Raw genomic sequence first — 22,472 nt, 5'->3', positions numbered from 1 at the left:
CAGTTCTCATGTCCGCCAGCGGGCAGTTTCGTGGCCGTCTCCGGGCAGTTTCTCGTGGCCGCCCACAGTTCGGATTGCATGAAACCGCCGGTGCCGATTGATACGCCGCTCGCTTGCAGGTGGGCCAGGTCCCGATAGTGCGCACACCTTCAGTCCTTCAGGTCCAGTGCCAAGCTTCCGGCCTCGTCCTTGGTGAACTTGATGGACGGGTGGCCCTCCAGGTCGAAGCTGTAGATGTCCGACGTAGCGGGAACGTTGGTCGCGCTGAACGTGAACTGGCAGTCGTAGTCCGGCCCGTCGGGGTCGAAGTTGGCACCTTCGACGTACTGACCGCCCGTCAGTTCGGCAAGGCCGACGGCTGCGCCGGTGCTGTCCGAGATAGTGACCTGTGTGCCGTCGCTGATGTCAGAGAGCGCGTCGTCGCCACTGCATGCCTTGCCCGGCTTTGGTCCTCCACTCAGCAGGAACGGGTCCTCCTGGATGAGCGACAGAGTTCCCGACAGGGACATCGTCTTGGGCGGGGCGCTTGACTCTGATTCCGACGCGTCGGTCTTGTCACCAGCGCCTCCGCAGGCGGTGAGCGCAACGGCTGCAAGTAGTGCGGTTGCCGAGAGGCTGAGTGCTCGCATCGGATGTTCCCTTCGGTGCTTGGTGTCGAGATGTATATACCTCAAACATCTGGTCTCTGGTTGCAAACTGCTGAGACGGATGGGCTATGACGGTGCCGACGACCAGCCCCAAGCCACCACCGCAGGCGGCTCAGGAGTTCGGTCTGCGAGTGCGTGAGCGTCGGCATGAGCTGGGGTTGTCTCAGGAAGGGCTTGCCGAAGGGACGGCGCTCCACTGGTCGTTCATCGGTCGCATCGAGCGCGGCCAAGCGAACCTCACGCTCCGCAACATCCTCCGCCTCGCGGAGGTCTTGGGCGTGGACCCGGCTGACTTGGTTCGGGGCCTCAGGGCGGACTGATTCGTAAGGCATACACTAAACGACCATTTAGTGTAATCTGGGCGCATGAAGCGACGCTCCGACAAGGTCATTGGCTACCTTCGGGTCTCGACAGAAGAGCAGGCAGTCTCTGGGCTCGGCCTTGCTGACCAGCGAGCCGTCATCGGGTCTGAGGCTAGGCGTCGTGGGTGGGCGGACGTCGAGTTCGTGACCGATGACGGCTACCCGGCCAAGAACCTGTCTCGTCCCGGCATCGCGTCTGCGGTGCAGCAGCTTCGCAAGGGTGAGGCGTCCGTGCTGGTGGTCTCCAAGCTCGACCGGCTGTCGCGGTCCCTGCTCGACTTCGCCACACTGATGGACCGGGGGAGGCGTGAGGGATGGCAACTCGTTGTGCTCGACTTGGCGATTGACACAACCGTCCCGAGTGGTCAGCTGATGGCCAACGTCCTGGCTGCGTTTGCGGAGTATGAACGCCAGCTCATCGGGGCGCGGACGAGCGCCGCGCTTCAGCAGCTGAAGGGTCAGGGCAAGCGGCTCGGTCGTCCTCGGACGTTGTCGCGGGATGTGACCGACCGAGTGGTCCGTGAGCGGGAGTCCGGCGCGACCCTTGCGGCGATTGCCTCCGGTCTCAATGACGACGGCGTGCCGACTGCTCGGGGTGGCGCCCGCTGGTATCCGTCGACCGTTAGAGCTGTTCTGAGTTCGGCGGCCTTGGATGCGGTTGCGGCTTAAGAGCAGACCCAGACTGTGCCTGGATGCAAGACTGAACTGTCGGTGCCCGAGGGCAGGCTGAGGTTCACGAGGGTCCGAAGGTGGTGAGTGGTCTATGGCAGCCGTGAAGGCGCCCATCAACGGTCGGCTGCTCGAATGGGCACGAGTCGAGCATGGTCTGGCTCTCGACGAGGCCGCGCATGCGTTGAGCGTCAAGCCTGAACGACTTGCCAGTTGGGAGGCCGGTGACCTTAAGCCGACCCTCAATCAAGTCAGGAAGGCTGCGGCGCTCTACCAACGTACGCCTGCGTTCTTCCTCCTGCGCGAGACTCCCAGTGCAGAAGACCACCAACGTCCCACCGACTTCCGCAGCATCAGCGGAGACGTGCCCACATTGGGCAACGCGTTGGCCCGTGAGGTAGCTAGAGCCAGGGCGCGTCGCCACAACCTGATTCAACTCCAGGGCGCAGAGCCGCACCGGCTGCCCACATTGCCTGCGGTGCTGGATGAGCCAGCCGTCGCAGCGGGTCGGATGCGCGAGCATCTCGGAATTGCGGTCGCGACGCAGGCAGGCTTGGCCGGCGGATCCGAAGCCCTGAACCTCTGGGTCCGCGCCGTCGAGGCGCAAGGAGTGCTCGTCTTTCAGATGAGCCGCGTGTCCCCAGAGGTGTGCCGAGGCTTCTCTGTCTACGAGGACGTGATGCCGGTCATCGTCCTGAACGGCGCCGACGGGTTTGGAGCGCGACAGTTCACGCTGTTCCACGAGCTCGCCCATCTCTTGAGTCGGACCAGCGCGGTGTGCGATGTCTGGCGCGAGGGTGGAGTCGAGGCTAGGTGCAACGAGTTCGCCGCTGACCTACTCATGCCGCGAGATGCGGTCCTCGACTTCCTGGGCGGAGGTGGCGGTCAAACGGCGGCCGACCTCGCCACCGAGTTCAACGTGAGTCGGTCTGCAGCCGCTGTAAGGCTTCGCGCGCTCGGTCGCATCAGCCAAGAGCAGCTCGACGCCTTCCTACGCGAGGCCCGGCAAGCGGCCATCGCCCAGCGAGAAGCCGCCAAAGAACGGACCGGGGGTCCTTCCCCGCACCTGCTCAAGGTCCGAAACCTGGGCCCACGGTTCGTGAGCACAGTTCTCGATGCGATGCACGATGAGCGAATCTCCGTAGTGGAGGCAGCTCAGATTCTCGAGTCCAAGGTGCAGGCACTCGACAAGCTCGAAGCAGAGGTCGAGCGGCGCGGCGTCGCCTCATGACGGCCTCCTACACTCTCGATACCAACATCGTTGTCACGCTGAACAGGGACCAACCAAGGGACATCTACGCGAGCGTGTGGGAGGCGCTCGAAGCTCTCATTGCAGATGGTCGATGCTTCATGAACCGCGAGGTGTACGAGGAACTGGTCACTGTTGATGATGAGTGTGCGCCGTGGGCCAAGGCGCAAGACGGCCTCGTGCAGGAGACCACGGACGACGAGCTTGCAGTCGTCGACACCATCACGACCGACCACCCCGGATGGGTGCAAGAGTCGAAGAACGCCGCCGACCCGTTCGTCATCGCGCAAGCCGTCGAGCAAGAGCTGGTGATTGTGACGTTCGAACGTCGGAAGGGCTACGGGACCGAGGACCACAACCTCAAGATTCCGAACGTTGCCGACGAGTGGAGTGTCGAGGCCATCACCTTCCAGGAGCTTGCCCGTCGCGAAGGCTGGGTGTTCTAGCTCGGGTGCCCAGCAGGGTCGCCGGCTGTTGAGGCGGAGCTGGTGGTCGGTGCTGTCTCAGACCGTCTCCAACGCGACGGCTCGGAGGTGGTCTCTGACGTGCAGGGTTCCTCCGAGTTCTCGGATGAACCCCCACGCTCTTACCCTTGACCCGTCATGAGCAGCGCACGCACCTACGAGGTCCGCACCTACGGGTGCCAGATGAACGTCCACGACTCCGAGCGGCTCTCCGGGCTGCTGGAGGACGCGGGCTATGCTCCCTTCGACCGGGAGGGCGCCCCCGAGGGGGAGCAGGCGGACGTCGTGGTCCTCAACACCTGCGCGGTGCGCGAGAACGCCGACAACAAGCTCTACGGCAACCTCGGCCACCTCGCGCCGGTCAAGGCGGCGACGCCGGGCATGCAGATCGCCGTCGGCGGCTGCCTGGCGCAGAAGGACCGGTCGACCATCACCCAGAAGGCGCCCTGGGTGGACGTCGTGTTCGGCACCCACAACATCGGCTCGCTGCCGGTGCTGCTGGAGCGGGCGCGGGTGCAGCAGGAGGCGCAGGTCGAGATCCTCGAGTCGCTCGAGGTCTTCCCGTCGACGCTGCCGACCCGCCGCGAGTCGGCGTACGCCGCCTGGGTGTCGGTGTCCGTGGGCTGCAACAACACCTGCACGTTCTGCATCGTGCCCTCGCTCCGGGGCAGGGAGCGGGACCGCCGGCCCGGCGAGATCCTCGCCGAGATCGAGGCACTGGTCGCCGAGGGCGTCTCGGAGGTCACGCTGCTGGGGCAGAACGTCAACTCCTACGGCGTGGAGTTCGGCGACCGGCAGGCGTTCTCGAAGCTGCTCCGCGCGTGCGGCGAGATCGGGGGGCTCGAGCGGGTCCGCTTCACGAGCCCGCACCCGGCGGAGTTCACCGATGACGTCATCGCGGCGATGGCCGAGACGCCGAACGTGATGCCCCAGCTGCACATGCCGCTCCAGTCCGGCTCCGACAAGGTGCTCAAGGACATGCGCCGGTCCTACCGGCAGCAGCGGTTCCTCGGCATCATCGAGCGGGTCCGCGCGGCCCTGCCGGACGCCGCGATCACCACCGACATCATCGTGGGCTTCCCCGGCGAGACCGAGGCGGACTTCCAGCAGACGCTGCACGTCGTGCGCGAGGCGCGGTTCTCCGGCGCGTTCACGTTCCAGTACTCCAAGCGGCCGGGCACGCCGGCCGCGGTGCTCGCGGACCAGGTCCCGCCGGCGGTCGTCAGGGATCGCTACGAGCGGCTGGTCGCGCTGGTCGACGAGATCGCCTGGGAGGAGAACAAGGCGCTGGTCGGCAGGCGGGTCGAGCTGATGGTCGCCGAGGGTGGGGGCCGCAAGGACGCCGCCACCCACCGCCTCTCCGGCCGCGGCCCGGACAACCGGCTCGTGCACTTCGCACCGCCGGCCGCCCGGGGGATCGAGCCTGTCGGGATCCGGCCCGGCGATCTGGTGACCGTCGAGATCACGTACGCCGCCCCACACCACCTGGTCGCGGACACGTTCATCGACGTCCGCCGGACCCGCTCCGGCGACGCGTGGGAGGCGCGGGTCTCGACAGGCTCGACCGCCGGGGAGCGCGTCCCGCTCGGCATGCCGGCCGTCGGCGTACCCGCCCCCTTGCCGGAGGCCGACGCCTGTGCCCGCTGACGCCCCGACCATCCTCGCCACCTCCGGCGGCTGGGACTACGACGATCGCCTGCGGTGGCGGGTCGGCCCGCTGACCGACCTCGCGGTCGAGCTGTCCGGCGTCACCGGCCGGGCGCCGCGGGTGACCTTCCTGGGCACGGCCTGCGGCGACGACGCCGGGCTGTACCGGGACTGGTACGCCGCTGCCCAGCAGCGCGGCTTCCACGCCTCCCACCTCCAGCTCTTCACGATGCCGAACGTCGACGACGTCACCGCGCATCTGCTCGACCAGGACGTCGTGTGGGTCTGGGGCGGCAGCGTCGCGGGCCTGCTCGCGATGTGGCGGCTGCACGGCGTCGACGAGGCGATGCGCGCCGCGTGGGAGGCCGGCGTGGTGCTGACCGGCGTCTCCGCCGGCTCGATCTGCTGGCACGTCGGCGGCACCACCGACTCCTTCGGCCCGCAGTTGCGCCCGATCGACAACGGCCTCGGGCTGCTGCCGTGGTCCAACGGCGTGCACTACGACTCCGAGGAGCAGCGCCGCCCCCTGTTCTGCTCGCTGATCGCCGAGGGCACCCTGCCGGCCGGCTATGCGACCGACGACGGCGCGGGCCTGCTCTATCGCGGCACCGAGATGGTCCAGGCGTACGCCGAGCGCGACGGCGCCCGCGCCTACTTCGTGGAGCGCACGGCTGACGGTACCGCCGTCGAGACCGAGCTGCCGGTCAGTCGCCTGCGCTGACCACCGTCGGCGTCACAGCTCGCCGTCGTCGCGGGGGTCGAGCGACGGGTAGCCCGCCTTGGGCGCGATGCCCTCGGGGTTGTCCTCGGGGTTGCCGACCGACTGCTCGGGCGGGGTGTCCGCGTCGGGCTCGAGCTCGTGGGGTGCGACGTCGCGCAGGCCGTCGGTGGCCTCCTGGCCGGGGCCGGCGTGGCCGACCCGCTCGCTGCTCACGCCCATGCCGCCGGCGGCTCCGGAGGGGCCGCTGGAGTTCGGGGTGGAGGAGCGGAACTCCTCGTCCTCCTCGCGCTCGGTGCTCACGCCGGCGACTCCTCGTCCTCGTCGGGGTCCTCGTCCCGGGTCGCCCTGGTCGAGGTGTCCTCGCCCTCCTTCAGGGAGTCCGGCGCGTGGTCCTCGATCGCCGGGTTCTCGTCGGGGGAGAGGTCGGGGATCGCGCCGTTGCCGTTCTCCGGCACGGCGTCCACGCCGCCCGGGTTGGGCTCGCCGGGCTCGATCACGGGGTCGGGCTGGGGGCCGAGGTCGGACATCTGCGCTCCTCAGAAGCCGAAGGTCGAGTACGCCGTCGTCGTACCCGATCGCAGCGCCTCCAACACCGACCGCTCGTGCGGCGCCACCGGGTCCGGGAGCGCGCCGAGCCCCCACCACTGCAGCGCCGCGGCCTTGGCCGTCTCGAGGATCCGCGGCTCGCCGGTCCAGGACCGCGCGGTGAAGAAGAAGTCGATCCGCTCGTCGATCGGCTGGTCGCCCCGGGTGCGCTGCATCGACGTCACGAAGGTCAGGTCGAGTTCGGTGACGCCGATCTCCTCCCGCGCTTCGCGGTGCGCGGCGTCGTACGCCGTCTCGCCGCGCTCGACATGCCCGGCCGCGGCCGCGGCCCAGTGGTCGTCCAGGTAGCCGGTGTTCTGTCGCAGCTGGAGCAGCACCTCGGTGTCGTCGCCGGCGCCGCGCAGCAGGAAGACGTACGCCGCCGGCACCACCACGAAGCGACCGTGCGTCACTCCTCGGGCCCGTCGTCGGAGTCGAGGTCGTGCGGGGTGGCCTCCGTCTCGCCGTACTCGTCGTAGTGCGTGCCCGTGTCGTCGGAGTCCGCGCCCGGCTCGGTGCCCTCGAACTCCTCCTCGTCCGGCCGCTCCTCGGGCTGGACGTCGTCGGTCTGGTCGAACTCGCTCATCCCTCACCTCCGCTGGCGTCCGACGGCTCGTCGAGTGAGGTCTCGGCGTTCTCCTCCTGGAGGTCGCGCGGCGGACCCTCGGGATCGCGCTCGTCGTCGTGGGGTTCGGGCGGCGTCGGGCTCTCGCTCATGTTTGCCACACTAGCCACGTGCCGCCAACGTCCGACCGCCCGATCGTGGCCGTCGTCGGGGCGACCGCGTCGGGCAAGACCGGGCTCTCGCTCGACCTCGCGGAGCGGCTCGGCGGCGAGGTCGTGAACACCGACGCGATGCAGGTCTACGCCGGCATGGACATCGGTACGGCGAAGCTGCCGGTCGCCGAGCGGCGCGGCATCCGGCACCACCTGCTCGACACCCTGACGGTCCGCGACCCGGCGACGGTCGCGGAGTTCCAGGGGTGGGCGCGGGCGGCGATCGACGACATCCGGGAGCGTGGCCGGCCGCCGGTCCTCGTGGGTGGATCCGCGCTGTACACGCGGGCGATCCTGGACCGGTTCGAGTTCCCCGGCACCGACGACGCCGTCCGGGCGCGCCTGGAGGAGGAGCTCGCCGCGGTCGGCCCGGCCGTCCTCCACGCCCGGCTCCGCTCGGTGGACTCGGAGGCGGCCGACCAAATCCTGGTCGAGAACGGTCGCCGCATCGTGCGAGCGCTGGAGGTCGTCGAGATCACCGGCCGGCCGTTCACCGCCTCGCTGCCGACGCAGGAGTACGCCGATCCGCGCACCGTCCAGATCGGCGTCGACATCGACCGGCCGACCCTCGACGCCCGGATCGCGTCGCGGGTGGAGGCGATGTTCGAGTCCGGGTTCGTCGCCGAGGTGGAGCGGCTGCTCGGCGAGGGGCTGGCGGAGGGCCGCACCGCCGGGCGGGCGATCGGCTACCGCGAGGTGGCGTCGTACCTCGCCGGCGAGATCTCCCTCGACGAGGCCCGCGAGCGCACGGTCAACGCCACCCGGAGATTCTCGCGCCGCCAGGACTCGTGGTTCCGCAAGGACCCCCGGATCCACTGGATCCGCTTCGACGACCCGGACCTGGTGGAGAAGAGCTTGAGCAAGATCGGTCAGGCGCACGACGGGGAAACCCCGGCAGACTGAGCACATGACGGGACGAGACCGGCTCCGCGAGCTGCTCGACGCGGTGCTGGACGAGCAGCACCGCAGCCTGGACGACATGGCGAGTGGGGCCTTCTCCTCGCCGTTCCACTTCACCCGCCGGCTCTCCCGTGACGCCGGGGAGCCGCCGGTCGCGATGCGGCGCCGGGTGATGCTGGAGCGCGCCGCCTGGCGGCTGCGGCAGGGGGAGAGCGTCACCGACGCGGCGTTCGAGGCGGGCTATGAGTCGGTCGAGGGGTTCAGCCGCGCCTTCCAACGCGCCTACGGCCACCCGCCCAGCACGGCAGGAGCCGGCAGCCACTGGCTCCCGGCGCCCAACGGCATCCACTTCCATCCGCCCACCTCGCTGTGGGTCCACTCCGGGGAGCGCACCATGGCCCAGCCGCTGGACCTGATGGTCCACCACGACGTCGAGGACACCCGCGACCTGATCGACCTCGCCAAGCAGCTCTCGGACGAGGACTACCGCCGCGAGCTCCGGCCCGGACACCGGGTGCTGACCTGGGAGGGCGAGGAGCCGTCGATCGCGTGCGTGCTGGAGCGGACGGTCTTCACCAAGGAGGTCTGGCTGGCCGCGATCCTGGGCGAGGAGCTCCCGACCGATCGCGGCGACAGCCCCGCCGACCTGGTCCGTCGCCACGACGCGATCGCACCGCGCTGGCTGGAGACGGTCCGCGACATCGGCCGCCGCGACGCCTGGGACGACCGGATCGTCGACGCGCTCTGCGAGCCGCCGGAGAGCTTCGTGCTCGGCAGCATCCTCGCCCACGTGCTGACCTACTCCGACCACCGCCGGCTCGGCGTGCGGTCGATGTTCCGAGCCCTCGGCGTCGAGGCCGACGAGGGCGACCCGATCAACTGGCTGCGCCGACGCTCCGGAGGAGACGCATGAGGACGACGTACTTCACCGCCACCACGCTCGACGGCTTCATCGCCGACGAGCACGACTCGCTCGAGTGGCTGTTCAAGCAGGACGTGCGCGACGAGGGCGCGCTGTCCTACGCCGACTTCATCAAGGACATCGGCGCGATGGCGATGGGCGCGACGACGTACCAGTGGCTGATCGACCACCTCGCGAAGACCGGCGAGGACTGGCTGTACGACATCCCGTCCTGGGTCCACACGCACCGGGAGTTCGAGCCGATCGGCGCGGGCATCACCTTCACCGCGGACCCCGTCCCCCAGGTGCACGCCGCGATGGCGGCGGCCGCGGGTGGCAAGGACGTGTGGATCGTCGGCGGCGGCGACCTCGCCGGGCAGTACGCCGAGCACGGCCTGCTCGACGAGATCATCGTGTCGATCGCCCCGGTGACGCTGGGCGCCGGCCGTCCGCTGTTCCCGCGCCGCTACGACCTCGAGCTGGTCGAGCACCTGCGCAACGGCGCGTTCGTCTGCGCGCGGTACGCCGTCTCCGGCCCGCTCTGACCGGTTGCGGCCGCGCCCACGGCGTACCGTTGCGCTGTGACGACCGCCCCTCCCTGGACCGAGATCTCCACCGTCGACGAGCTCGTCGGCCTGCTGGGCGAGCCCGACGCCCGTGTCCGCGACAAGGGCCGCACCGCGCTGCTCGACGTCGACCGCGACTGGCTCGCGGCGACGCCGTTCTGCGTGTTGGCCACCTCGTCTGCCGACGGCCGGTGCGACGCCTCGCCCAAGGGAGACCCGGCCGGGCAGCTCGTCCACGTCGTCGACGACACGACGATCGCGATCGCCGAGCGGCCGGGCAACCGGCGGGCCGACGGCTACCGGAACATCCTCGACAATCCGCACGTCGGGCTGAACTTCCTCATCCCCGGCCGCGGCGACACCCTCCGCATCAACGGGCGCGCGCGGCTGGTCAGCGACGCGCCGTTCTTCGGCGAGATGGTCGTCAAGGGCCACCGGCCGATCCTGGCCGTGGTCGTCGAGATCGAGGAGATCTTCTTCCACTGCGCCAAGGCGTTCCTGCGCTCGGGGCTCTGGAGGCCGGAGACCTGGGATCCGGACGGGATCGTGCCGCGGCGCGCGGTCGTCGCCCGCGACGTCGAGCCGAGCGGCATGACGCTCGAGGAGCTCGACGAGTACTACCAGCCCGAGAACTACGCCAAGGGCCTGTATGCCTGAGTACTCCTTCCTCAAGGGGCACGGCACGGAGAACGACTTCGTGCTGCTGCCCGACCACGACGGCACCGTCCACGGCGACCTGTCGCCCGAGCGGCTGGCCGCGCGGGTGCGCGCGCTGTGCGACCGCCGCGCCGGCATCGGTGGCGACGGCGTGCTGCGCGTGGTCCGCGACGGCGATCTCTGGTTCATGGACTACCGCAACGCGGACGGCTCGCTCTCGGAGATGTGCGGCAACGGCATCCGGGTCCTCGCCCGGTACCTCGTCGACGAGGGCCTCGCCGACCCGTCCGCGCCGATCCCCGTCGGCACCCGCGACGGGGTGAAGACGCTCACCGTGGACGGTGACCTGATCACTGCCGACATGGGTACGCCGCGGGTGCTGGGCGAGAGCGAGGTCGGCGTCCCCGGGCACACCTGGGTGGCCCGGCACGTCGACCTGGGCAACCCGCACGCGGTCGCCTTCGTCGACTCCCTCGACGACGCCGGCACGCTGCTGGACCCGCCCGACCACGACCCGGCGACGTACCCCTCGGGCGTGAACGTGGAGTTCGTGGTCCGCCGCGGCGAGCGGCACGTCGCGATGCGCGTGCACGAGCGCGGCTCGGGCGAGACCCGCTCCTGCGGCACCGGCGCCTGCGCGGCCATGGTCGCCGCGGCGCTCGCCGACGGCCTCGGCCCGGGCTCGGCGTACCGCGTCGACGTCCCCGGCGGCACCCTGACCGTGACCTGGACCGAGGACGACCGGGTGCTGCTCACCGGCCCCGCGGTGGTCGTGGCGAGGGGGACCACCTCTCTCTAGAGTTCACTGAGCTCTGAGCGGGGTGCTCCGCTGCGCGGAGACCGTCGAGACACCGGAACTGGCCCTTTTCAGGCTCTCTTGAGGGCCAGTTCGGGTGTCTCGACGCCAGACGACCAGCATCCTGACAGTTCCACTGTGAGCATCGATATGCTCTGAGTCATGGACATCAACGGAGCCAGTGCCATCGTCACGGGCGGCGCGTCGGGGATCGGTGCCGCGGTCGCCCGCCAACTCGCCGCCAGGGGCGCGGTCGTCGTGGTCGCCGACCTGCAGGCCGACAGGGGCGAGGCGCTCGCCCAGGAGATCGGGGGCGTGTTCGCCCGGGTCGACGTGACGGACACCGACCAGATCAAGGCAGCGGTGGACGCCGCCGCCGAGATCGCGCCGCTGCGGGCGGTCGTGAACTCGGCCGGCATCGGCTGGGCGCAGCGCACCATCGGGCGCGACGGCGAGTACGACTCCGCGCACGACCTCGACGCGTTCCGCAGGGTGATCGCGATCAACCTGATCGGCACCTTCGACGTGACCCGGCTCGCGGCGACCGCGATGAGCCGCAACGAGCCCGACGAGGACGGCTGCCGCGGCGCTATCGTCAACCTCGCGTCTGTCGCGGCGTTCGACGGCCAGATCGGCCAGGCGTCGTACTCCGCCTCCAAGGGCGGCGTCGTCGGCATGACCCTCCCGGTCGCCCGCGACCTGGCCGCGTCCGGCATCCGCCTCAACACCGTCGCCCCCGGGCTGATCGACACCCCGATCTACGGCGAGGGCGAGGCCGCCGAGGCGTTCAAGGCCAAGCTCGGGGAGAGTGTGCTCTTCCCCAAGCGCCTCGGCACCGGCGACGAGCTCGCGAGCATGGTCGTGGAGTGCCTCACCAACAGTTACCTGAACGGCGAGGTCGTCCGCGTCGACGGCGGCATCCGGATGCCGCCGAAGTAGTCAGGCCCGCCGGCCCATCCGGGCCAGCAGCCTCGTCTGGCGGTCGGCGTCCTCCGAGACGTCGACCGGACGGCGGAAGACCCCTTCGTCGTAGGCGTGGTCGCCGAACCCGTCGAAGGACACCTCCATCGCGTCCATGTCGGCGTCGGCGAACGTCGTGGGGGCGCCCTGGGAGGAGCCCAGGTCCCAGCCGTGGACCACGAGGTCGAACCCGTAGAAGTCGTCGAGCGTCGCGCCGATCGTGGTTCTGCCGAAGAACCCGTCGTACTCCTGCGCCCGCAGGTCGTCGGCGACACGCGCGCGTACGGCGGCCAGGTGCTCGGCCCACACACGGTCGGGCGGCCCGGTCGGCCTGTCGCCGAGGTCGACGTCGTAGCGGGAGAGGAAGTCGCGCTCGGTGTCGACGACGTGGTCGACGACGTCCGCAGCCGTCCAGCCCTCGCACGGGCTGGGGGCGGACCAGTCGTCGGTGCTCTCGACGGTGGCGGTGAAGTGGTCGGCGGCCTGGGAGAAGAAGTCCATGGCTCCACCATCGCGTTTGGCCGCCGGCGGCTCTTGAAAGAATCCGACACATGACCGGCCCGCGCTCGATCGACCCGACCGAGCGTGCGCACCTGCTCGACGTGAGCGGCTACTCGCCGCCGATCCACCGGTTCGCGCCGTCACCGGAGCTGGCTGCGGTCGTACGCCGCTACTGGATGCCGGTCTGGTCGCTGCCGGCCGGCGTCACCTCCACCCAGCGGGTGCTGCAGTACCCCGTCTGCCTGATCGTGGTCTCACCCGAGTACGCCCTCCTCGTCGGCCCGAGCAGCGGCCTCTCGACCCAGGAGCTCGCCGGCAGCGGCTGGGCGCTCGGCACCATGCTCCAGCCCGCCGCCGGGTTCACGCTGGCTGGCGGCAGCGTGGACCGGCTGACCGACCGGACCGTGCCGTTGGAGGACGGCGCGCTGGCCGACCGGGTCCGCGAGGCGGTCGGCGACGACCCCGGCGACCCCGACCGCCAGCGGGCCGCGGTCGCCGCGGTCGAGGAGTGGCTGTGCCGGCTGCTCCCCGTCGACGACGAGGGCCTGCTGGTCAACGCGATCGTCGAGTACGTCGAGGGCGACTCGTCGGTGCAGCGGGTCGGCCAGGTCTGCGAGAAGTTCGCGATCACCGAGCGCACCCTCCAGCGGTTGACCGCCCGCCGGATCGGCCTGAGCCCGAAGTGGCTGGTCCAGCGCCGCCGCCTGCACGAGGCGGCCGAGCGGCTGCGCGCGCCCGCCGACACCGGGCGCCCCGCCCTGGCCCGGCTCGCCGCCGACCTCGGGTACGCCGACCAGGCGCACTTCGGCCGCGACTTCCGGTCCGTGACCGGCCTGACGCCGGGGGAGTTCGCGGCCGAGCCCCGCTGACGTGTTCACGTCTGTTGACCGACACGTCACGTCGCCGTACCGGGCTGGTCGGACGCGCCCGACAGCGTCGGGGGCATGGTCCTCCTCGGGAGACGCACCACCCTGATGGCCGGGGTCGCGATCGGGGCCACGCCGGGCCTGGTCGCCTGGAGCGCCCGCACCGGCGCGCCCGCGCTGCTCCGCGATCGCGTCGAGCACGGCTACGGCGCCCGCTCGGGCGAGGTGACCACCAGCTCCGCGGTGCTGTGGGCGCGCGCCTCCGCCGACGCGCGCTCCGACCACACGGCGCGGATCGTGCTCGACGACCTCGCGCCGGGGCGGCGGTACGACGCCGACCTGTGGTTCACCGGACCGGACGGCGCCAGGGGCGCGGTCGAGCGGGTCAGCTTCACGACCGCCGATCCACGCGGCCGCGCAGTCGTTCGTCTGGTCCGGCGACACCTGCGGGCAGGGCTTCGGGATCAACCCGGACCTCGGCGGCCTCACGACCTACCGCGCGATGCTCGACACCCGGCCCGACTTCTTCGTCCACTGCGGCGACACGATCTACGCCGACATCGAGATCCGCGAGTCGGTGCCGGAGGAGACCGGCGAGGTCTGGCGCAACGTCGTCGCCGAGGGCGTCGAGAAGGTGGCCGAGACGCTCGACGAGTTCCGCGGCCGGCACCGCTACCCGCTGCTCGACACCCACGTCCGCGCGCTGTACGCCGAGGTGCCGACCGTCAGCCAGTGGGACGACCACGAGACCGTCAACAACTGGTACCCGGGCGAGGTCATCGACGACGACCGCTACACCGAGCGCCGGGTCGACGTGCTGTCGCTGCGCGGTCGCCGGGCGTGGCAGGAGTACCAGCCGGTGCCGGTCCGCGCGCTCGTCGACCGCGACGGCGACGGGTTCGCGCCGCAGCGCATCTACCGCCGGGTCCCGCGTGGCCGGCACCTCGACCTGTTCTGCCTCGACATGCGCTCCTACCGCGGGCCGAACCCGACCTCGGCCGGCCCCGGCCCGGCGTGCTCGGGCCGGACCAGGAGCGCTGGCTGATCGAGCAGGTCACGGCCTCGCGCGCGACCTGGAAGGTGATCTCCGCCGACCTCCCGCTCTCGGCGCCCTCCAACTACGCCGACGACCTCGACAGCGTGCCCAACTACGACAGCGGCCCGCCCACCGGCCGCGAGCCCGAGCTCGCCCGGATCCTCGCGGCCCTCCGGCGCCACCGCGTGCGCAACGTCGTGTGGCTCACCGCCGACGTCCACTACACCGCGGCGCACCACTACAGCCCGGACCGCGCGGCCTTCGCCGACTTCGACCCGTTCTGGGAGTTCGTCTCGGGGCCGGTGGCCGCCGGGACGTTCGCGACCAAGGACGCGCAGCTCGACGGCACCTTCGGCCCGCAGGTCGCCTACTCCAAGGGCAACGAGACCACGGCGTGGGCGCAGTCGCCGCGCGCCGGCAACCAGTTCTTCGGGCACGTCGCGATCGCCGCCGACGGCCGGCTCACCGTCACGTTGTACGACGGTCGCGGGACCGCGCTCTGGTCGACGGACCTCGAGCCCAGCTGCTGAGTACGTACTCAGCCTTGGTGGGGGTGGCGGTAGTCGGTGGGTGGGGCGAAGGTCTCCTTGATGGAGCGGGGGCTGGTCCAGCGGTGGAGGTTGGCGGGGGAGCCGGCCTTGTCGTTGGTGCCCGAGGCGCGGGCGCCGCCGAAGGGCTGCTGGCCCACGACCGCGCCGGTCGGCTTGTCGTTGAGGTAGAGGTTCCCGGCGGCGTACCGCAGCTCCTCCTGGGCCCAGGCGATGGCGTGGCGGTCCTGGGCGATGATGGCGCCGGTCAGGGCGTAGGGCGCGATCGACTCCATGCCGCGCACGGTCTGCTCGAAGTCGCCGTCCTGGTAGACGTGCACGGCCAGGATCGGGCCGAAGTACTCGACCGTGAACATCTCGTCGGTCGGGTCGGTGGACTCGACCACGGTGGGGCGCACGAACCAGCCCACCTCGTCGTCCAGCGTGCCGCCGGCCAGAACGTCGAGCTTCTCGTGCCCCCGCGCCCGCTCGATCGCCACCTTGTGCTTGGCGAACGCGCGATCGTCGATGACCGCACCCATGAAGTGGGTGAGGTCGGTGGGGTCGCCCACGGTGATCGACTCGACCTCGGCCAGGAACGAGTCCCGCATCCTGTCCCACACCGACCGGGCGACATAGGCACGGGAGGCGGCCGAGCACTTCTGCCCCTGATACTCGAACGCACCCCGGATCAACGCCGTGGTCAGCACCTCGGGGTCCGCCGAGGGATGCGCCACGACGAAGTCCTTCCCCCCGGTCTCGCCCACGACCCGCGGGTAGGACCGGTAGCCGGCGATGTTCTCCCCCACCGTGCGCCACAGGTGCTGGAACGTCGGCGTGGAGCCGGTGAAGTGGATGCCGGCCAGGTCCGGATGCGTCAGCGTCACCTTCGAGACCTCGATCCCGTCGCCGGGGAGCATGTTGATCACCCCCGGCGGCAGCCCGGCCTCCTCGAGCAGCTCCATGGTCAACGACGCGGCCAGCTGCTGGGTCGGGGCGGGCTTCCAGACCACGGTGTTGCCCATCAACGCCGGCGCGGTGGGCAGGTTGCCCGCGATCGCGGTGAAGTTGAACGGCGTGACCGCATAGACGAACCCCTCCAACGGCCGGTGGTCGGTCCGGTTCCACACCCCGGGACTGTGCGCGACCGGCTGCCCGGCCAGGATCTCCCGGGCGTAGTGCACGTTGAACCGCCAGAAGTCCACCAGCTCACACGCCGCGTCGATCTCGGCCTGGATCGCCGTCTTCGACTGCCCCAACACCGTCGCGGCGTTCAACCGCTGCCGCCACGGCCCCGCCAACAACTCCGCCGCCTTGAGCAGCACCGCCGCCCGATCATCAAAGGACATGCTGCGCCAACCCGGCGCGGCGTCACCGGCCGCCTCGACCGCGGCCCGCGCATCGGCCTGCGTGGAGTTCCTCAGTACGCCGAGGACGTGCCGACGGTCATGCGGCTGGACGACCTCGATCTCCGCGCCACCACCCGCCTCCCACCGACCGTTGACATAGCCGCGCAGGTCCTGCTGCTCGTTCTCGAGCCTCTCGATCTCCACCAACAACCCCACCCGCTCCGGAGACCCCGGCGCATACGACAAGACCGGCTCATTGACCGGGGCCGGCGGGGTGGTCACAGCATCCATGGTGTTCTCCTCAGCAGACGTCGATCGGTGGGTCGGGGGTGGCAGCGCCGGCTCAGCGCCTGGCGAGCGCACGGAGCAGGAAGGCGACGTTGGCCGGTCGCTCGGAGAGGCGGCGCATGAAGTAGCCGTACCAGTCGACGCCGAACGGGATGTAGATCCTCATCTGCCGCCCGCTGGCGACCGCTCCGGCCTGCAGGTCGGTCCGGATGCCGTAGAGCATCTGCAGCTCCCACTCGGGAGCCAGCCTCTCCTGCTTGGCGGCCGCCTCGGCGGCGTACTCGATCATGGCCGGGTCGTGCGTCGCGACCATCGGGTAGCAGCGCGACCTCATCAGTGCCTCGATGTCGGCTCGGTAGGCATGGTCGACGTCGGCCTTGCGCTGGTGGGCCACGGACGCGGGCTCGCGGTAGGCGCCCTTGACGATCCGGACCCGGACCTCGCTGCCCGCGAGGTCGGCGATGTCGCCGGGCGTGCGCTTGAGGTTGGACTGCACGACGTTGCCCGTCAGGGGGAAGTCCCGGCGCAGCTCCACGCCGGTCTCGAGCGTCGAGTCGACGGTGGTGTGGTCCTCCATGTCGAGGGTGACCGTGCAGCCGACGGTACGGGCGGCCGCGCAGATCTGGTGCGCATGCTCGGTCGCGACCCTGCTCCCCGACCCCGACAGCGCCTGTCCGACCGCGGAGAGCTTGAGCGACACGTCGGCGCCGGAGGCGCACCCGGCCTCGTCCAGGGCGGCGATGAGCTCGAGGTAGCCGTCGCGGACGGCGCGTGCTCCGTCGATGTCGTGGACGTCCTCGCCGAGCACGTCGATGGTCACCGACCGGCCGGCGGTCCGGAGCTCGGCGGCGGCCCGGACCGCCTCGGGGACGGTCTCGCCGGCGACGAACCGGTCGACGACCTTGCGGGTCGCCGGGAACGCCTCGACGGCGCGACGGGTGCGTGCGCTTCGCGATGCGCGATTGAGCGCCGAGCTGAGCATCGGTGGCCCCTGGGGTCGTCGGGAGCTGGATCGGGAGAGACACGATCACGCTAGGGCGGCCAGTCCGGAGTCAACATATACGTCCGCCAGCCTGATCGACGACTTCGACATACATTTGTCTGGTGTCCACGCTTGATGACCTCGTCGACGAGATGGCTCACCTGCTCGACGCGCCCTGCACCTTGGAGGACCCGGACTTCCGGCTGATCGGCTTCTCCGGCCAGCGGAGCCTGGCGGACACCGTGCGACAGCACTCGATCCTCGAACGCAGCTCCACCGACGAGACCCGCGCCTGGTTCCACGCCCAGGGCATCCGTGAGTCCGACGGGCCGATCCGCACCCCCGGAGACGCCGACCTCGGCATCCTCAGCCGCCTGTGTGTGCCCGCCCGGCACCTCGGCCGCGTCCAGGGCTACTTCTGGCTCCTGGACCCGGACGAGTCGATCGACGCGGCGTTGTGGCCCGAGGCCGCGGCCATCGCCGAGACGGCGGCCGCCCTCCTGGGGCTGGCCGAGCGGCGGCAGGCGCGCCGGGACGCGCTCTACCGCGACCTGGTCGAGGGGGCCTCGCAGGATGCGCGGAGGTCGGCGGTGGACCTCGCGGCCGGGGCGGGCATCGACCTCGCCGAGCCGGTCACCTGCGTCGTCGTGGAGCGCCCGCAGCTCACCGGCCAGCTCGCCAGCCGGCCCTCCCGGAGCGGCGTCGTCTGGGCCCGGGAGAGCGGCACGGTGTCCGCCGCCCTCGTGCGGTCCGCGCTCGTGGGCCCCGACCTGTCCGCCGACGAGCTCCTCGCCTGCCTCGGCCTGGGGAACCGCGACCGGGGGCTCGACGCCGAGACCTTCATCGGCCTCGGGCCCTCGGTCGAAGGGATCGATCGCGCGACCTCCTCGCGCTCGGGGGCGCTGGTCGCGCTGCGGGTCGCCCGCGCGGGCGGCCTCCGGCTGGCGACCTGGTCGGGCCTCGGGCCCCGGGCACTGCTCGGCGTGGCCCGCGACGACGACCTTGCCCGGACCCTCGTGCCGGAGCGCTTCGCCGGCTTCATCCGCCGGGCCAGCCCGGACCTGGTCACGACCGCGCTCGTGTTCCTCGAGGAGGCGGGCAGCGCGGGACGCGCGGCGGATCGGCTGGCGGTCCACCGGCAGACGGTCTACCAGCGAGTCGCCCAGATCGAGAGGCTGTGCGCCTGTGACCTCACCTCCGGAGCGGATCGCCTCCAGCTCCACCTCGCCCTGCTGCTGGCGCCGTACGTGCTGAGGGCTCCGTCGACGCCGTGACTCGACGCCATTCCCTCGGCGTCCCTCGGCACTGCGTCAGCTCGGTATTGCGTTAGCCCTGCGGATGGGCCGAACGTACGCTTCCTCTCATATGACGAACGCACCTGACTTCAACGCCGACTTCGACCTGAGCGAGGAGCTCGAGGAGACCGAGGCCTGGGACGACGGCTACGCCGACGAGCCGGACCCCGAGGACGTCACCACCGGCGAGCTGGACCTGGCCGAGCGCCACCAGCTCCGCCGGGTCGCGAGCCTGCGCACCGAGCTCGAGGACATCACCGAGGTCGAGTACCGCCAGCTCCGCCTGGAGCGTGTGGTGCTCGTCGGCGTGTGGACCTCAGGCACCGTCCAGGATGCCGAGAACTCCATGGCCGAGCTCGCGCTGCTCGCCGAGACCGCCGGCTCGGAGGTGCTCGACGCGATCTACCAGCGCCGCCAGTCGGCCGACCCGGCGACGTACGTCGGCCGCGGCAAGGTCGAGGGCCTCGCGGAGATCGTGCGGGCCAACGGCGCCGACACCGTGATCTGCGACGGCGAGCTCGCGCCCAGCCAGCTCCGCAACCTGGAGGACCGGCTCAAGGTCAAGGTGGTCGACCGGACCGCGCTGATCCTCGACATCTTCGCCCAGCACGCGAAGTCCAAGGAGGGCCAGGCGCAGGTCGAGCTGGCCCAGCTGAGCTACCTGAAGCAGCGGCTGCGCGGCTGGGGCGGCAACCTCTCCCGCCAGGTCGGCGGCCGGGTCGCCGGCGGCGCCGGCATCGGTGGCCGTGGCCCCGGCGAGACCAAGATCGAGACCGATCGGCGCCGGATCAACACCAAGATCGCCAAGCTCCGCCGCGAGCTGAGGGAGATGAAGGGGACCCGCGACACCAAGCGCCAGGAGCGCCGGCGCCACCACATCCCCAGCGTCTCGATCGCCGGCTACACCAACGCCGGCAAGTCCTCGCTGCTCAACCGGCTCACCGGCGCCGGCGTGCTGGTGGAGGACGCGCTGTTCGCGACGCTCGACCCGACCACCCGCCGTACCGCCACCGCCGACGGGCGCGTCTACACGATGAGCGACACGGTCGGCTTCGTCCGGCACCTGCCGCACCAGCTCGTCGAGGCGTTCCGCTCGACGCTGGAGGAGGTCGCCGACGCCGACCTGATCCTGCACGTCGTCGACGGCTCGCACCCCGACCCGGAGGGCCAGCTCTCCGCGGTCCGCGAGGTGTTCGCCGAGATCGGCGCAGCCGATGTGCCCGAGTTGGTCGTCATCAACAAGGCCGACGCCGCCGACCCGATGGTCCTCGCCCGGCTCCAGCGCACCGAGCCGCACTCGGTCGTCGTGTCGGCGCGGACCGGCGAGGGCATCGCCGCGGCGCTCGCGGTCATCGAGGGCGAGCTGCCCCGGCCCGGCGTCGAGTTCAAGGCGCTGCTGCCCTACGAGCGTGGCGACCTGATCAACCGCCTGCACCAGCACGGCGAGATCGCCTCGATGGAGCACACCGGCGACGGCACCATCGTGGTCGGCCGCGCCAACGAGGACCTCGCCGGCGAGCTCGCGGGCTACGCGATCGGCTGAGCGCCGGCCCTCAAGCGCTTGTAACGCCGGGTTACTGCTTGTTCCCACCCCGTTGCAACCTGGTGGGAACAACGAATAACCCGGCGTTACAAGCGGGCCTGTGCACCGCGCCTCCGGCTGGGGGCGGGCGCGGCTAGGGTTCTCGGGTGCCCGAGACCCCACCCCCGACCAGCAGCGTGACCGAGCTGCTGAGCACCGCGGTGGCGGCGCTCGGGGGGCAGGAGCGGGCCGGGCAGGTGGCGATGGCCGAGGCCGTGACCGAGGCGATGGAGGGCGGGCAGCACCTGCTCGTCCAGGCCGGCACCGGCACCGGCAAGTCGCTGGCCTACCTGGTGCCCGCGCTGCGGCACGAGGAGCGGGTCGTGGTCGCCACGGCGACGCTCGCCCTCCAGCACCAGCTGGTCGAGCGCGACATCCCGCGGCTGGTGGAGTCGGTCAGGGACGCAGGGGTCGACACGTCGTACGCGGTCCTCAAGGGTCGCTCCAACTACGCCTGCCTGCACCGGATCCGCGAAGGCGTGCCGGACGACCAGGGCGCACTGGTCGAGCTGCCCGAGGGCTCGCTTGGCAAGAAGGTGCTCGAGCTGCGCGCGTGGGCCGAGGAGGACGCCGAGCGGGGCGGCACCGGTGAGCGCGACAGCGCCCCGCGGCACACCGACCGCGAGTGGCGCCAGGTCAGCGTCAACCACCGCGGGTGCCTCGGCGCCACCAGGTGCCCGTTCGGGCAGGAGTGCTTCGCCGAGCGCGCCAAGGAGAGGGCGCACCGCTCCCACCTGGTCGTCACCAACCACTCGCTGCTCGCGATCGACGCGATCGAGGGCGTGCCGATGATCCCCGAGTACGACGTCGTCGTGATCGACGAGGCACACGAGCTCACCACCCGGGTGACTCAGGCGGCCACCGACGAGCTGTGGGCGGCCGAGGTCGAGCGGGCCGCCAAGCGCAGCCAGCGCCACGTCGACGGGGACCAGGCGAACGACCTCGCCGACGCCGCCGACGCGCTGCGTGCCGCGATCGACCAGGCGCGGCCGGGGCGGTTCGACAAGATCCCCGAGGACCTCGCCGACGCCCTGGCGCTGATCCGCGACGCGGCCCGGGCCTGCCTCTCGGCGTACCCCAGGGGAGGTGAAGCCACGTCCGATCAGGGGGGCGATGCGGCCATGCAGCAGTCCAAGGGCGCGGTGCAGGAGGTGTTCGCGACCGCCGAGCGGATGGCCGCCGACCTCGACTCCGACGTGCTCTGGGTGAGCGAGGGCACCGAGCGGATGCCGCCGCGGCTCTGCGTCGCCCCGCTCGAGGTCTCGGGCCCGATGCGCGACAAGCTGCTCACCGACAAGACCGTGGTGTTCACCTCCGCGACCCTCAAGCTCGGCGGCGACTTCCGTGCGGTCGCGACCAGCCTCGGCCTCGAGCCCGACGACGACGAGATGCCCTGGCGCGGGCTCGACGTCGGCAGCCCGTTCGACTACGGCAGGCAGGCGATCCTCTACGTCGCCCGCCACCTGCCGCCGCCCGGACGCGACGGGATGAGCCCGGCGATGCTCGACGAGATCGTCGAGCTGGTCGACGCCGCCGACGGCCGCACGCTCGGGCTGTTCTCCAGCCGCCGCGCCGCCGAGGCCGCCGCCGAGGTGGTGCGCGAGCGGCTGCCGCACCTGACCACGCTCGCGCAGGGCGACGCCCAGCTGCCCGAGCTCGCGGCGCAGTTCGTCGGCGACCCGCACACCTGTCTGTTCGGCACACTCAGCCTGTGGCAGGGCCTCGACGTCCCCGGCGACACCTGCCAGCTGGTGCTCATCGACCGGATCCCGTTCCCGCGCCCCGACGACCCGCTGCTCAGCGCGCGCCAGAAGGCCGCCGACGAGGCCGGCGGCAACGGCTTCATGCAGGTCGCGGCCGCCCACGCGGCGCTGCTGCTCGCGCAGGGCGCCGGCCGGCTGGTCCGCACCCACACCGACCGCGGCGTCGTGGCGGTGCTCGACCCGCGCCTCGCGACCGCGCGGTACGGCGGGTTCCTCAAGGCCAGCCTGCCGCCGATGTGGACCACCACCGACCCCGCGGTGGCGTGGCAGGCCTTGACGCGGCTGGCCGCGATCACTCCTCCCAAGAGCTAGTATCGCGCGTCGTATGTAGTTAGATGGTTTGTTGTCTGAAATCATGAGGCATGGCGAACCGTCCGGCTCC

General features: G+C 71.0%; 26 protein-coding genes and 1 pseudogene. 17 read left to right on the top strand and 10 right to left on the bottom strand.

The window, feature by feature from the left end; genetic code table 11:
* Positions 1-149: 149 nt before the first annotated feature.
* On the bottom strand, positions 150-629 hold the full coding sequence (locus ACYVKX_RS16640) for a hypothetical protein (protein ID WP_460834690.1): 480 nt from the start codon (positions 627-629) through the stop codon (positions 150-152).
* A gap of 86 nt (positions 630-715) precedes the next feature.
* Here ACYVKX_RS16640 and ACYVKX_RS16635 point away from each other — a divergent pair, with 86 nt between their 5' ends.
* The 6 genes from ACYVKX_RS16635 to ACYVKX_RS16610 all read left to right on the top strand — a co-directional run bounded on the left by ACYVKX_RS16635 (position 716) and on the right by ACYVKX_RS16610 (position 5,759).
* Positions 716-967: a helix-turn-helix domain-containing protein gene (locus ACYVKX_RS16635; protein WP_460834688.1), complete on the top strand. Its 252-nt coding sequence runs from the start codon at positions 716-718 to the stop codon at positions 965-967.
* Positions 968-1,012: 45 nt separating this feature from the next.
* On the top strand, positions 1,013-1,678 hold the full coding sequence (locus ACYVKX_RS16630) for a recombinase family protein (RefSeq protein WP_460834685.1): 666 nt from the start codon (positions 1,013-1,015) through the stop codon (positions 1,676-1,678).
* 94 nt (positions 1,679-1,772) lie between these two features.
* Positions 1,773-2,909 (top strand): ImmA/IrrE family metallo-endopeptidase, encoded by a 1,137-nt coding sequence (locus tag ACYVKX_RS16625; RefSeq protein WP_460834682.1) that lies wholly within the window; start codon positions 1,773-1,775, stop codon positions 2,907-2,909.
* Positions 2,906-3,373 (top strand): DUF4411 family protein, encoded by a 468-nt coding sequence (locus ACYVKX_RS16620; protein WP_460834678.1) that lies wholly within the window; start codon positions 2,906-2,908, stop codon positions 3,371-3,373. Before ACYVKX_RS16625 ends, ACYVKX_RS16620 begins: the two co-directional genes overlap by 4 nt.
* A 156-nt stretch (positions 3,374-3,529) precedes the next feature.
* Positions 3,530-5,038, top strand: a complete 1,509-nt coding sequence (gene miaB / locus ACYVKX_RS16615) for a tRNA (N6-isopentenyl adenosine(37)-C2)-methylthiotransferase MiaB (protein WP_460834676.1) — start codon at positions 3,530-3,532, stop codon at positions 5,036-5,038.
* Positions 5,028-5,759 (top strand): Type 1 glutamine amidotransferase-like domain-containing protein, encoded by a 732-nt coding sequence (locus tag ACYVKX_RS16610; RefSeq protein ID WP_460834673.1) that lies wholly within the window; start codon positions 5,028-5,030, stop codon positions 5,757-5,759. The genes miaB and ACYVKX_RS16610 overlap by 11 nt, the downstream gene beginning before the upstream one ends.
* A 12-nt stretch (positions 5,760-5,771) precedes the next feature.
* On the opposite strand, the gene ACYVKX_RS16605 is transcribed toward ACYVKX_RS16610, so the two are convergent.
* From ACYVKX_RS16605 to ACYVKX_RS16585, 5 genes are read right to left on the bottom strand one after another with little or no spacing between them, the layout of a single operon-like run.
* A complete protein-coding gene (locus ACYVKX_RS16605) occupies positions 5,772-6,059 on the bottom strand; it encodes a hypothetical protein (RefSeq protein WP_460834671.1) in 288 nt (95 codons plus the stop codon).
* The gene (locus tag ACYVKX_RS16600) at positions 6,056-6,286 is read right to left on the bottom strand and encodes a hypothetical protein (protein WP_460834668.1); all 231 of its coding nucleotides are present in this window, start codon (positions 6,284-6,286) and stop codon (positions 6,056-6,058) included. The genes ACYVKX_RS16605 and ACYVKX_RS16600 overlap by 4 nt, the downstream gene beginning before the upstream one ends.
* A 9-nt stretch (positions 6,287-6,295) precedes the next feature.
* Complete coding sequence (locus ACYVKX_RS16595) at positions 6,296-6,757, bottom strand: NUDIX hydrolase (protein ID WP_460834666.1); 462 nt, start codon at positions 6,755-6,757, stop codon at positions 6,296-6,298.
* Positions 6,754-6,930 (bottom strand): hypothetical protein, encoded by a 177-nt coding sequence (locus ACYVKX_RS16590; RefSeq protein WP_460834663.1) that lies wholly within the window; start codon positions 6,928-6,930, stop codon positions 6,754-6,756. Before ACYVKX_RS16590 ends, ACYVKX_RS16595 begins: the two co-directional genes overlap by 4 nt.
* Complete coding sequence (locus tag ACYVKX_RS16585; protein WP_460834660.1) at positions 6,927-7,061, bottom strand: hypothetical protein; 135 nt, start codon at positions 7,059-7,061, stop codon at positions 6,927-6,929. The genes ACYVKX_RS16590 and ACYVKX_RS16585 overlap by 4 nt, the downstream gene beginning before the upstream one ends.
* Positions 7,062-7,079: 18 nt before the next feature.
* On the opposite strand from ACYVKX_RS16585, the gene miaA reads away from it, so the two are divergent.
* The 6 genes from miaA (at position 7,080) to ACYVKX_RS16555 (ending at position 11,880) form a co-directional block, all read left to right on the top strand.
* Positions 7,080-8,024 (top strand): tRNA (adenosine(37)-N6)-dimethylallyltransferase MiaA, encoded by a 945-nt coding sequence (gene miaA / locus ACYVKX_RS16580; RefSeq protein WP_460834658.1) that lies wholly within the window; start codon positions 7,080-7,082, stop codon positions 8,022-8,024.
* 4 nt (positions 8,025-8,028) lie between these two features.
* Positions 8,029-8,934 (top strand): helix-turn-helix domain-containing protein, encoded by a 906-nt coding sequence (locus tag ACYVKX_RS16575; protein ID WP_460834656.1) that lies wholly within the window; start codon positions 8,029-8,031, stop codon positions 8,932-8,934.
* Positions 8,931-9,467 carry a dihydrofolate reductase family protein gene (locus ACYVKX_RS16570; protein ID WP_460834651.1) on the top strand — a complete coding sequence of 179 codons (537 nt, stop codon included), beginning with the start codon at positions 8,931-8,933 and terminating at the stop codon, positions 9,465-9,467. Before ACYVKX_RS16575 ends, ACYVKX_RS16570 begins: the two co-directional genes overlap by 4 nt.
* A 36-nt stretch (positions 9,468-9,503) precedes the next feature.
* Entirely contained in the window at positions 9,504-10,145 is a 642-nt protein-coding gene (locus tag ACYVKX_RS16565; protein WP_460834650.1) for an MSMEG_1061 family FMN-dependent PPOX-type flavoprotein, read from the top strand.
* On the top strand, positions 10,138-10,944 hold the full coding sequence (dapF, locus tag ACYVKX_RS16560) for a diaminopimelate epimerase (RefSeq protein WP_460834648.1): 807 nt from the start codon (positions 10,138-10,140) through the stop codon (positions 10,942-10,944). Before ACYVKX_RS16565 ends, dapF begins: the two co-directional genes overlap by 8 nt.
* Before the next feature lie 159 nt (positions 10,945-11,103).
* Positions 11,104-11,880 (top strand): SDR family NAD(P)-dependent oxidoreductase, encoded by a 777-nt coding sequence (locus ACYVKX_RS16555; RefSeq protein WP_460834645.1) that lies wholly within the window; start codon positions 11,104-11,106, stop codon positions 11,878-11,880.
* Here the strand turns inward: ACYVKX_RS16555 and ACYVKX_RS16550 are convergent, their stop codons facing one another.
* Positions 11,881-12,402, bottom strand: coding sequence for a maleylpyruvate isomerase family mycothiol-dependent enzyme (locus tag ACYVKX_RS16550; protein WP_460834643.1), 522 nt, complete (start codon positions 12,400-12,402; stop codon positions 11,881-11,883).
* Positions 12,403-12,452: 50 nt separating this feature from the next.
* Here ACYVKX_RS16550 and ACYVKX_RS16545 point away from each other — a divergent pair, with 50 nt between their 5' ends.
* A complete protein-coding gene (locus ACYVKX_RS16545) occupies positions 12,453-13,271 on the top strand; it encodes a helix-turn-helix domain-containing protein (protein WP_460834641.1) in 819 nt (272 codons plus the stop codon).
* A gap of 200 nt (positions 13,272-13,471) precedes the next feature.
* Here ACYVKX_RS16545 and ACYVKX_RS16540 read toward each other — a convergent pair whose 3' ends face one another.
* Complete coding sequence (locus tag ACYVKX_RS16540; RefSeq protein ID WP_460834639.1) at positions 13,472-13,663, bottom strand: hypothetical protein; 192 nt, start codon at positions 13,661-13,663, stop codon at positions 13,472-13,474.
* 107 nt (positions 13,664-13,770) lie between these two features.
* Between ACYVKX_RS16540 and ACYVKX_RS16535 the strand changes: the two are divergent.
* Positions 13,771-14,834 (top strand): annotated as a pseudogene (locus ACYVKX_RS16535) (alkaline phosphatase D family protein).
* An 8-nt stretch (positions 14,835-14,842) separates the two neighbouring features.
* Here the strand turns inward: ACYVKX_RS16535 and pruA are convergent.
* Together pruA and ACYVKX_RS16525 are read right to left on the bottom strand one after the other, a co-directional pair.
* Positions 14,843-16,471 carry an L-glutamate gamma-semialdehyde dehydrogenase gene (pruA, locus tag ACYVKX_RS16530; RefSeq protein ID WP_460834637.1) on the bottom strand — a complete coding sequence of 543 codons (1,629 nt, stop codon included), beginning with the start codon at positions 16,469-16,471 and terminating at the stop codon, positions 14,843-14,845.
* 52 nt (positions 16,472-16,523) lie between these two features.
* The gene (locus tag ACYVKX_RS16525; protein WP_460834634.1) at positions 16,524-17,450 is read right to left on the bottom strand and encodes a proline dehydrogenase family protein; all 927 of its coding nucleotides are present in this window, start codon (positions 17,448-17,450) and stop codon (positions 16,524-16,526) included.
* A 122-nt stretch (positions 17,451-17,572) separates the two neighbouring features.
* On the opposite strand from ACYVKX_RS16525, the gene ACYVKX_RS16520 reads away from it, so the two are divergent.
* The 3 genes from ACYVKX_RS16520 (at position 17,573) to ACYVKX_RS16510 (ending at position 22,402) form a co-directional block, all read left to right on the top strand.
* Positions 17,573-18,724, top strand: coding sequence for a PucR family transcriptional regulator (locus ACYVKX_RS16520; protein ID WP_460834632.1), 1,152 nt, complete (start codon positions 17,573-17,575; stop codon positions 18,722-18,724).
* A 91-nt stretch (positions 18,725-18,815) separates the two neighbouring features.
* Entirely contained in the window at positions 18,816-20,288 is a 1,473-nt protein-coding gene (hflX, locus tag ACYVKX_RS16515) for a GTPase HflX (RefSeq protein WP_460834630.1), read from the top strand.
* A gap of 146 nt (positions 20,289-20,434) precedes the next feature.
* The gene (locus ACYVKX_RS16510; RefSeq protein ID WP_460834628.1) at positions 20,435-22,402 is read left to right on the top strand and encodes an ATP-dependent DNA helicase; all 1,968 of its coding nucleotides are present in this window, start codon (positions 20,435-20,437) and stop codon (positions 22,400-22,402) included.
* Positions 22,403-22,472: the final 70 nt, after the last annotated feature.

The sequence above is a fragment of the Nocardioides hungaricus genome, from assembly GCF_054782915.1.
Note: the sequence above shows the minus strand (reverse complement) of the source record. Positions and strands in the feature narration are given on the sequence as shown.

Bases quoted from the DNA above. Each gene is read 5' to 3' on its own strand.
- ACYVKX_RS16640 (WP_460834690.1), bottom strand. From the start codon at position 629: ATGCGAGCACTCAGCCTCTCGGCAACCGCACTACTTGCAGCCGTTGCG.
- ACYVKX_RS16635 (WP_460834688.1), top strand. From the start codon at position 716: ATGACGGTGCCGACGACCAGCCCCAAGCCACCACCGCAGGCGGCTCAG.
- ACYVKX_RS16630 (WP_460834685.1), top strand. From the start codon at position 1,013: ATGAAGCGACGCTCCGACAAGGTCATTGGCTACCTTCGGGTCTCGACA.
- ACYVKX_RS16625 (WP_460834682.1), top strand. From the start codon at position 1,773: ATGGCAGCCGTGAAGGCGCCCATCAACGGTCGGCTGCTCGAATGGGCA.
- ACYVKX_RS16620 (WP_460834678.1), top strand. From the start codon at position 2,906: ATGACGGCCTCCTACACTCTCGATACCAACATCGTTGTCACGCTGAAC.
- miaB (WP_460834676.1), top strand. From the start codon at position 3,530: ATGAGCAGCGCACGCACCTACGAGGTCCGCACCTACGGGTGCCAGATG.
- ACYVKX_RS16600 (WP_460834668.1), bottom strand. From the start codon at position 6,286: ATGTCCGACCTCGGCCCCCAGCCCGACCCCGTGATCGAGCCCGGCGAG.
- ACYVKX_RS16590 (WP_460834663.1), bottom strand. From the start codon at position 6,930: ATGAGCGAGTTCGACCAGACCGACGACGTCCAGCCCGAGGAGCGGCCG.
- ACYVKX_RS16585 (WP_460834660.1), bottom strand. From the start codon at position 7,061: ATGAGCGAGAGCCCGACGCCGCCCGAACCCCACGACGACGAGCGCGAT.
- ACYVKX_RS16575 (WP_460834656.1), top strand. From the start codon at position 8,029: ATGACGGGACGAGACCGGCTCCGCGAGCTGCTCGACGCGGTGCTGGAC.
- ACYVKX_RS16570 (WP_460834651.1), top strand. From the start codon at position 8,931: ATGAGGACGACGTACTTCACCGCCACCACGCTCGACGGCTTCATCGCC.
- dapF (WP_460834648.1), top strand. From the start codon at position 10,138: ATGCCTGAGTACTCCTTCCTCAAGGGGCACGGCACGGAGAACGACTTC.
- ACYVKX_RS16555 (WP_460834645.1), top strand. From the start codon at position 11,104: ATGGACATCAACGGAGCCAGTGCCATCGTCACGGGCGGCGCGTCGGGG.
- ACYVKX_RS16550 (WP_460834643.1), bottom strand. From the start codon at position 12,402: ATGGACTTCTTCTCCCAGGCCGCCGACCACTTCACCGCCACCGTCGAG.
- ACYVKX_RS16545 (WP_460834641.1), top strand. From the start codon at position 12,453: ATGACCGGCCCGCGCTCGATCGACCCGACCGAGCGTGCGCACCTGCTC.
- pruA (WP_460834637.1), bottom strand. From the start codon at position 16,471: ATGGATGCTGTGACCACCCCGCCGGCCCCGGTCAATGAGCCGGTCTTG.
- ACYVKX_RS16525 (WP_460834634.1), bottom strand. From the start codon at position 17,450: ATGCTCAGCTCGGCGCTCAATCGCGCATCGCGAAGCGCACGCACCCGT.
- hflX (WP_460834630.1), top strand. From the start codon at position 18,816: ATGACGAACGCACCTGACTTCAACGCCGACTTCGACCTGAGCGAGGAG.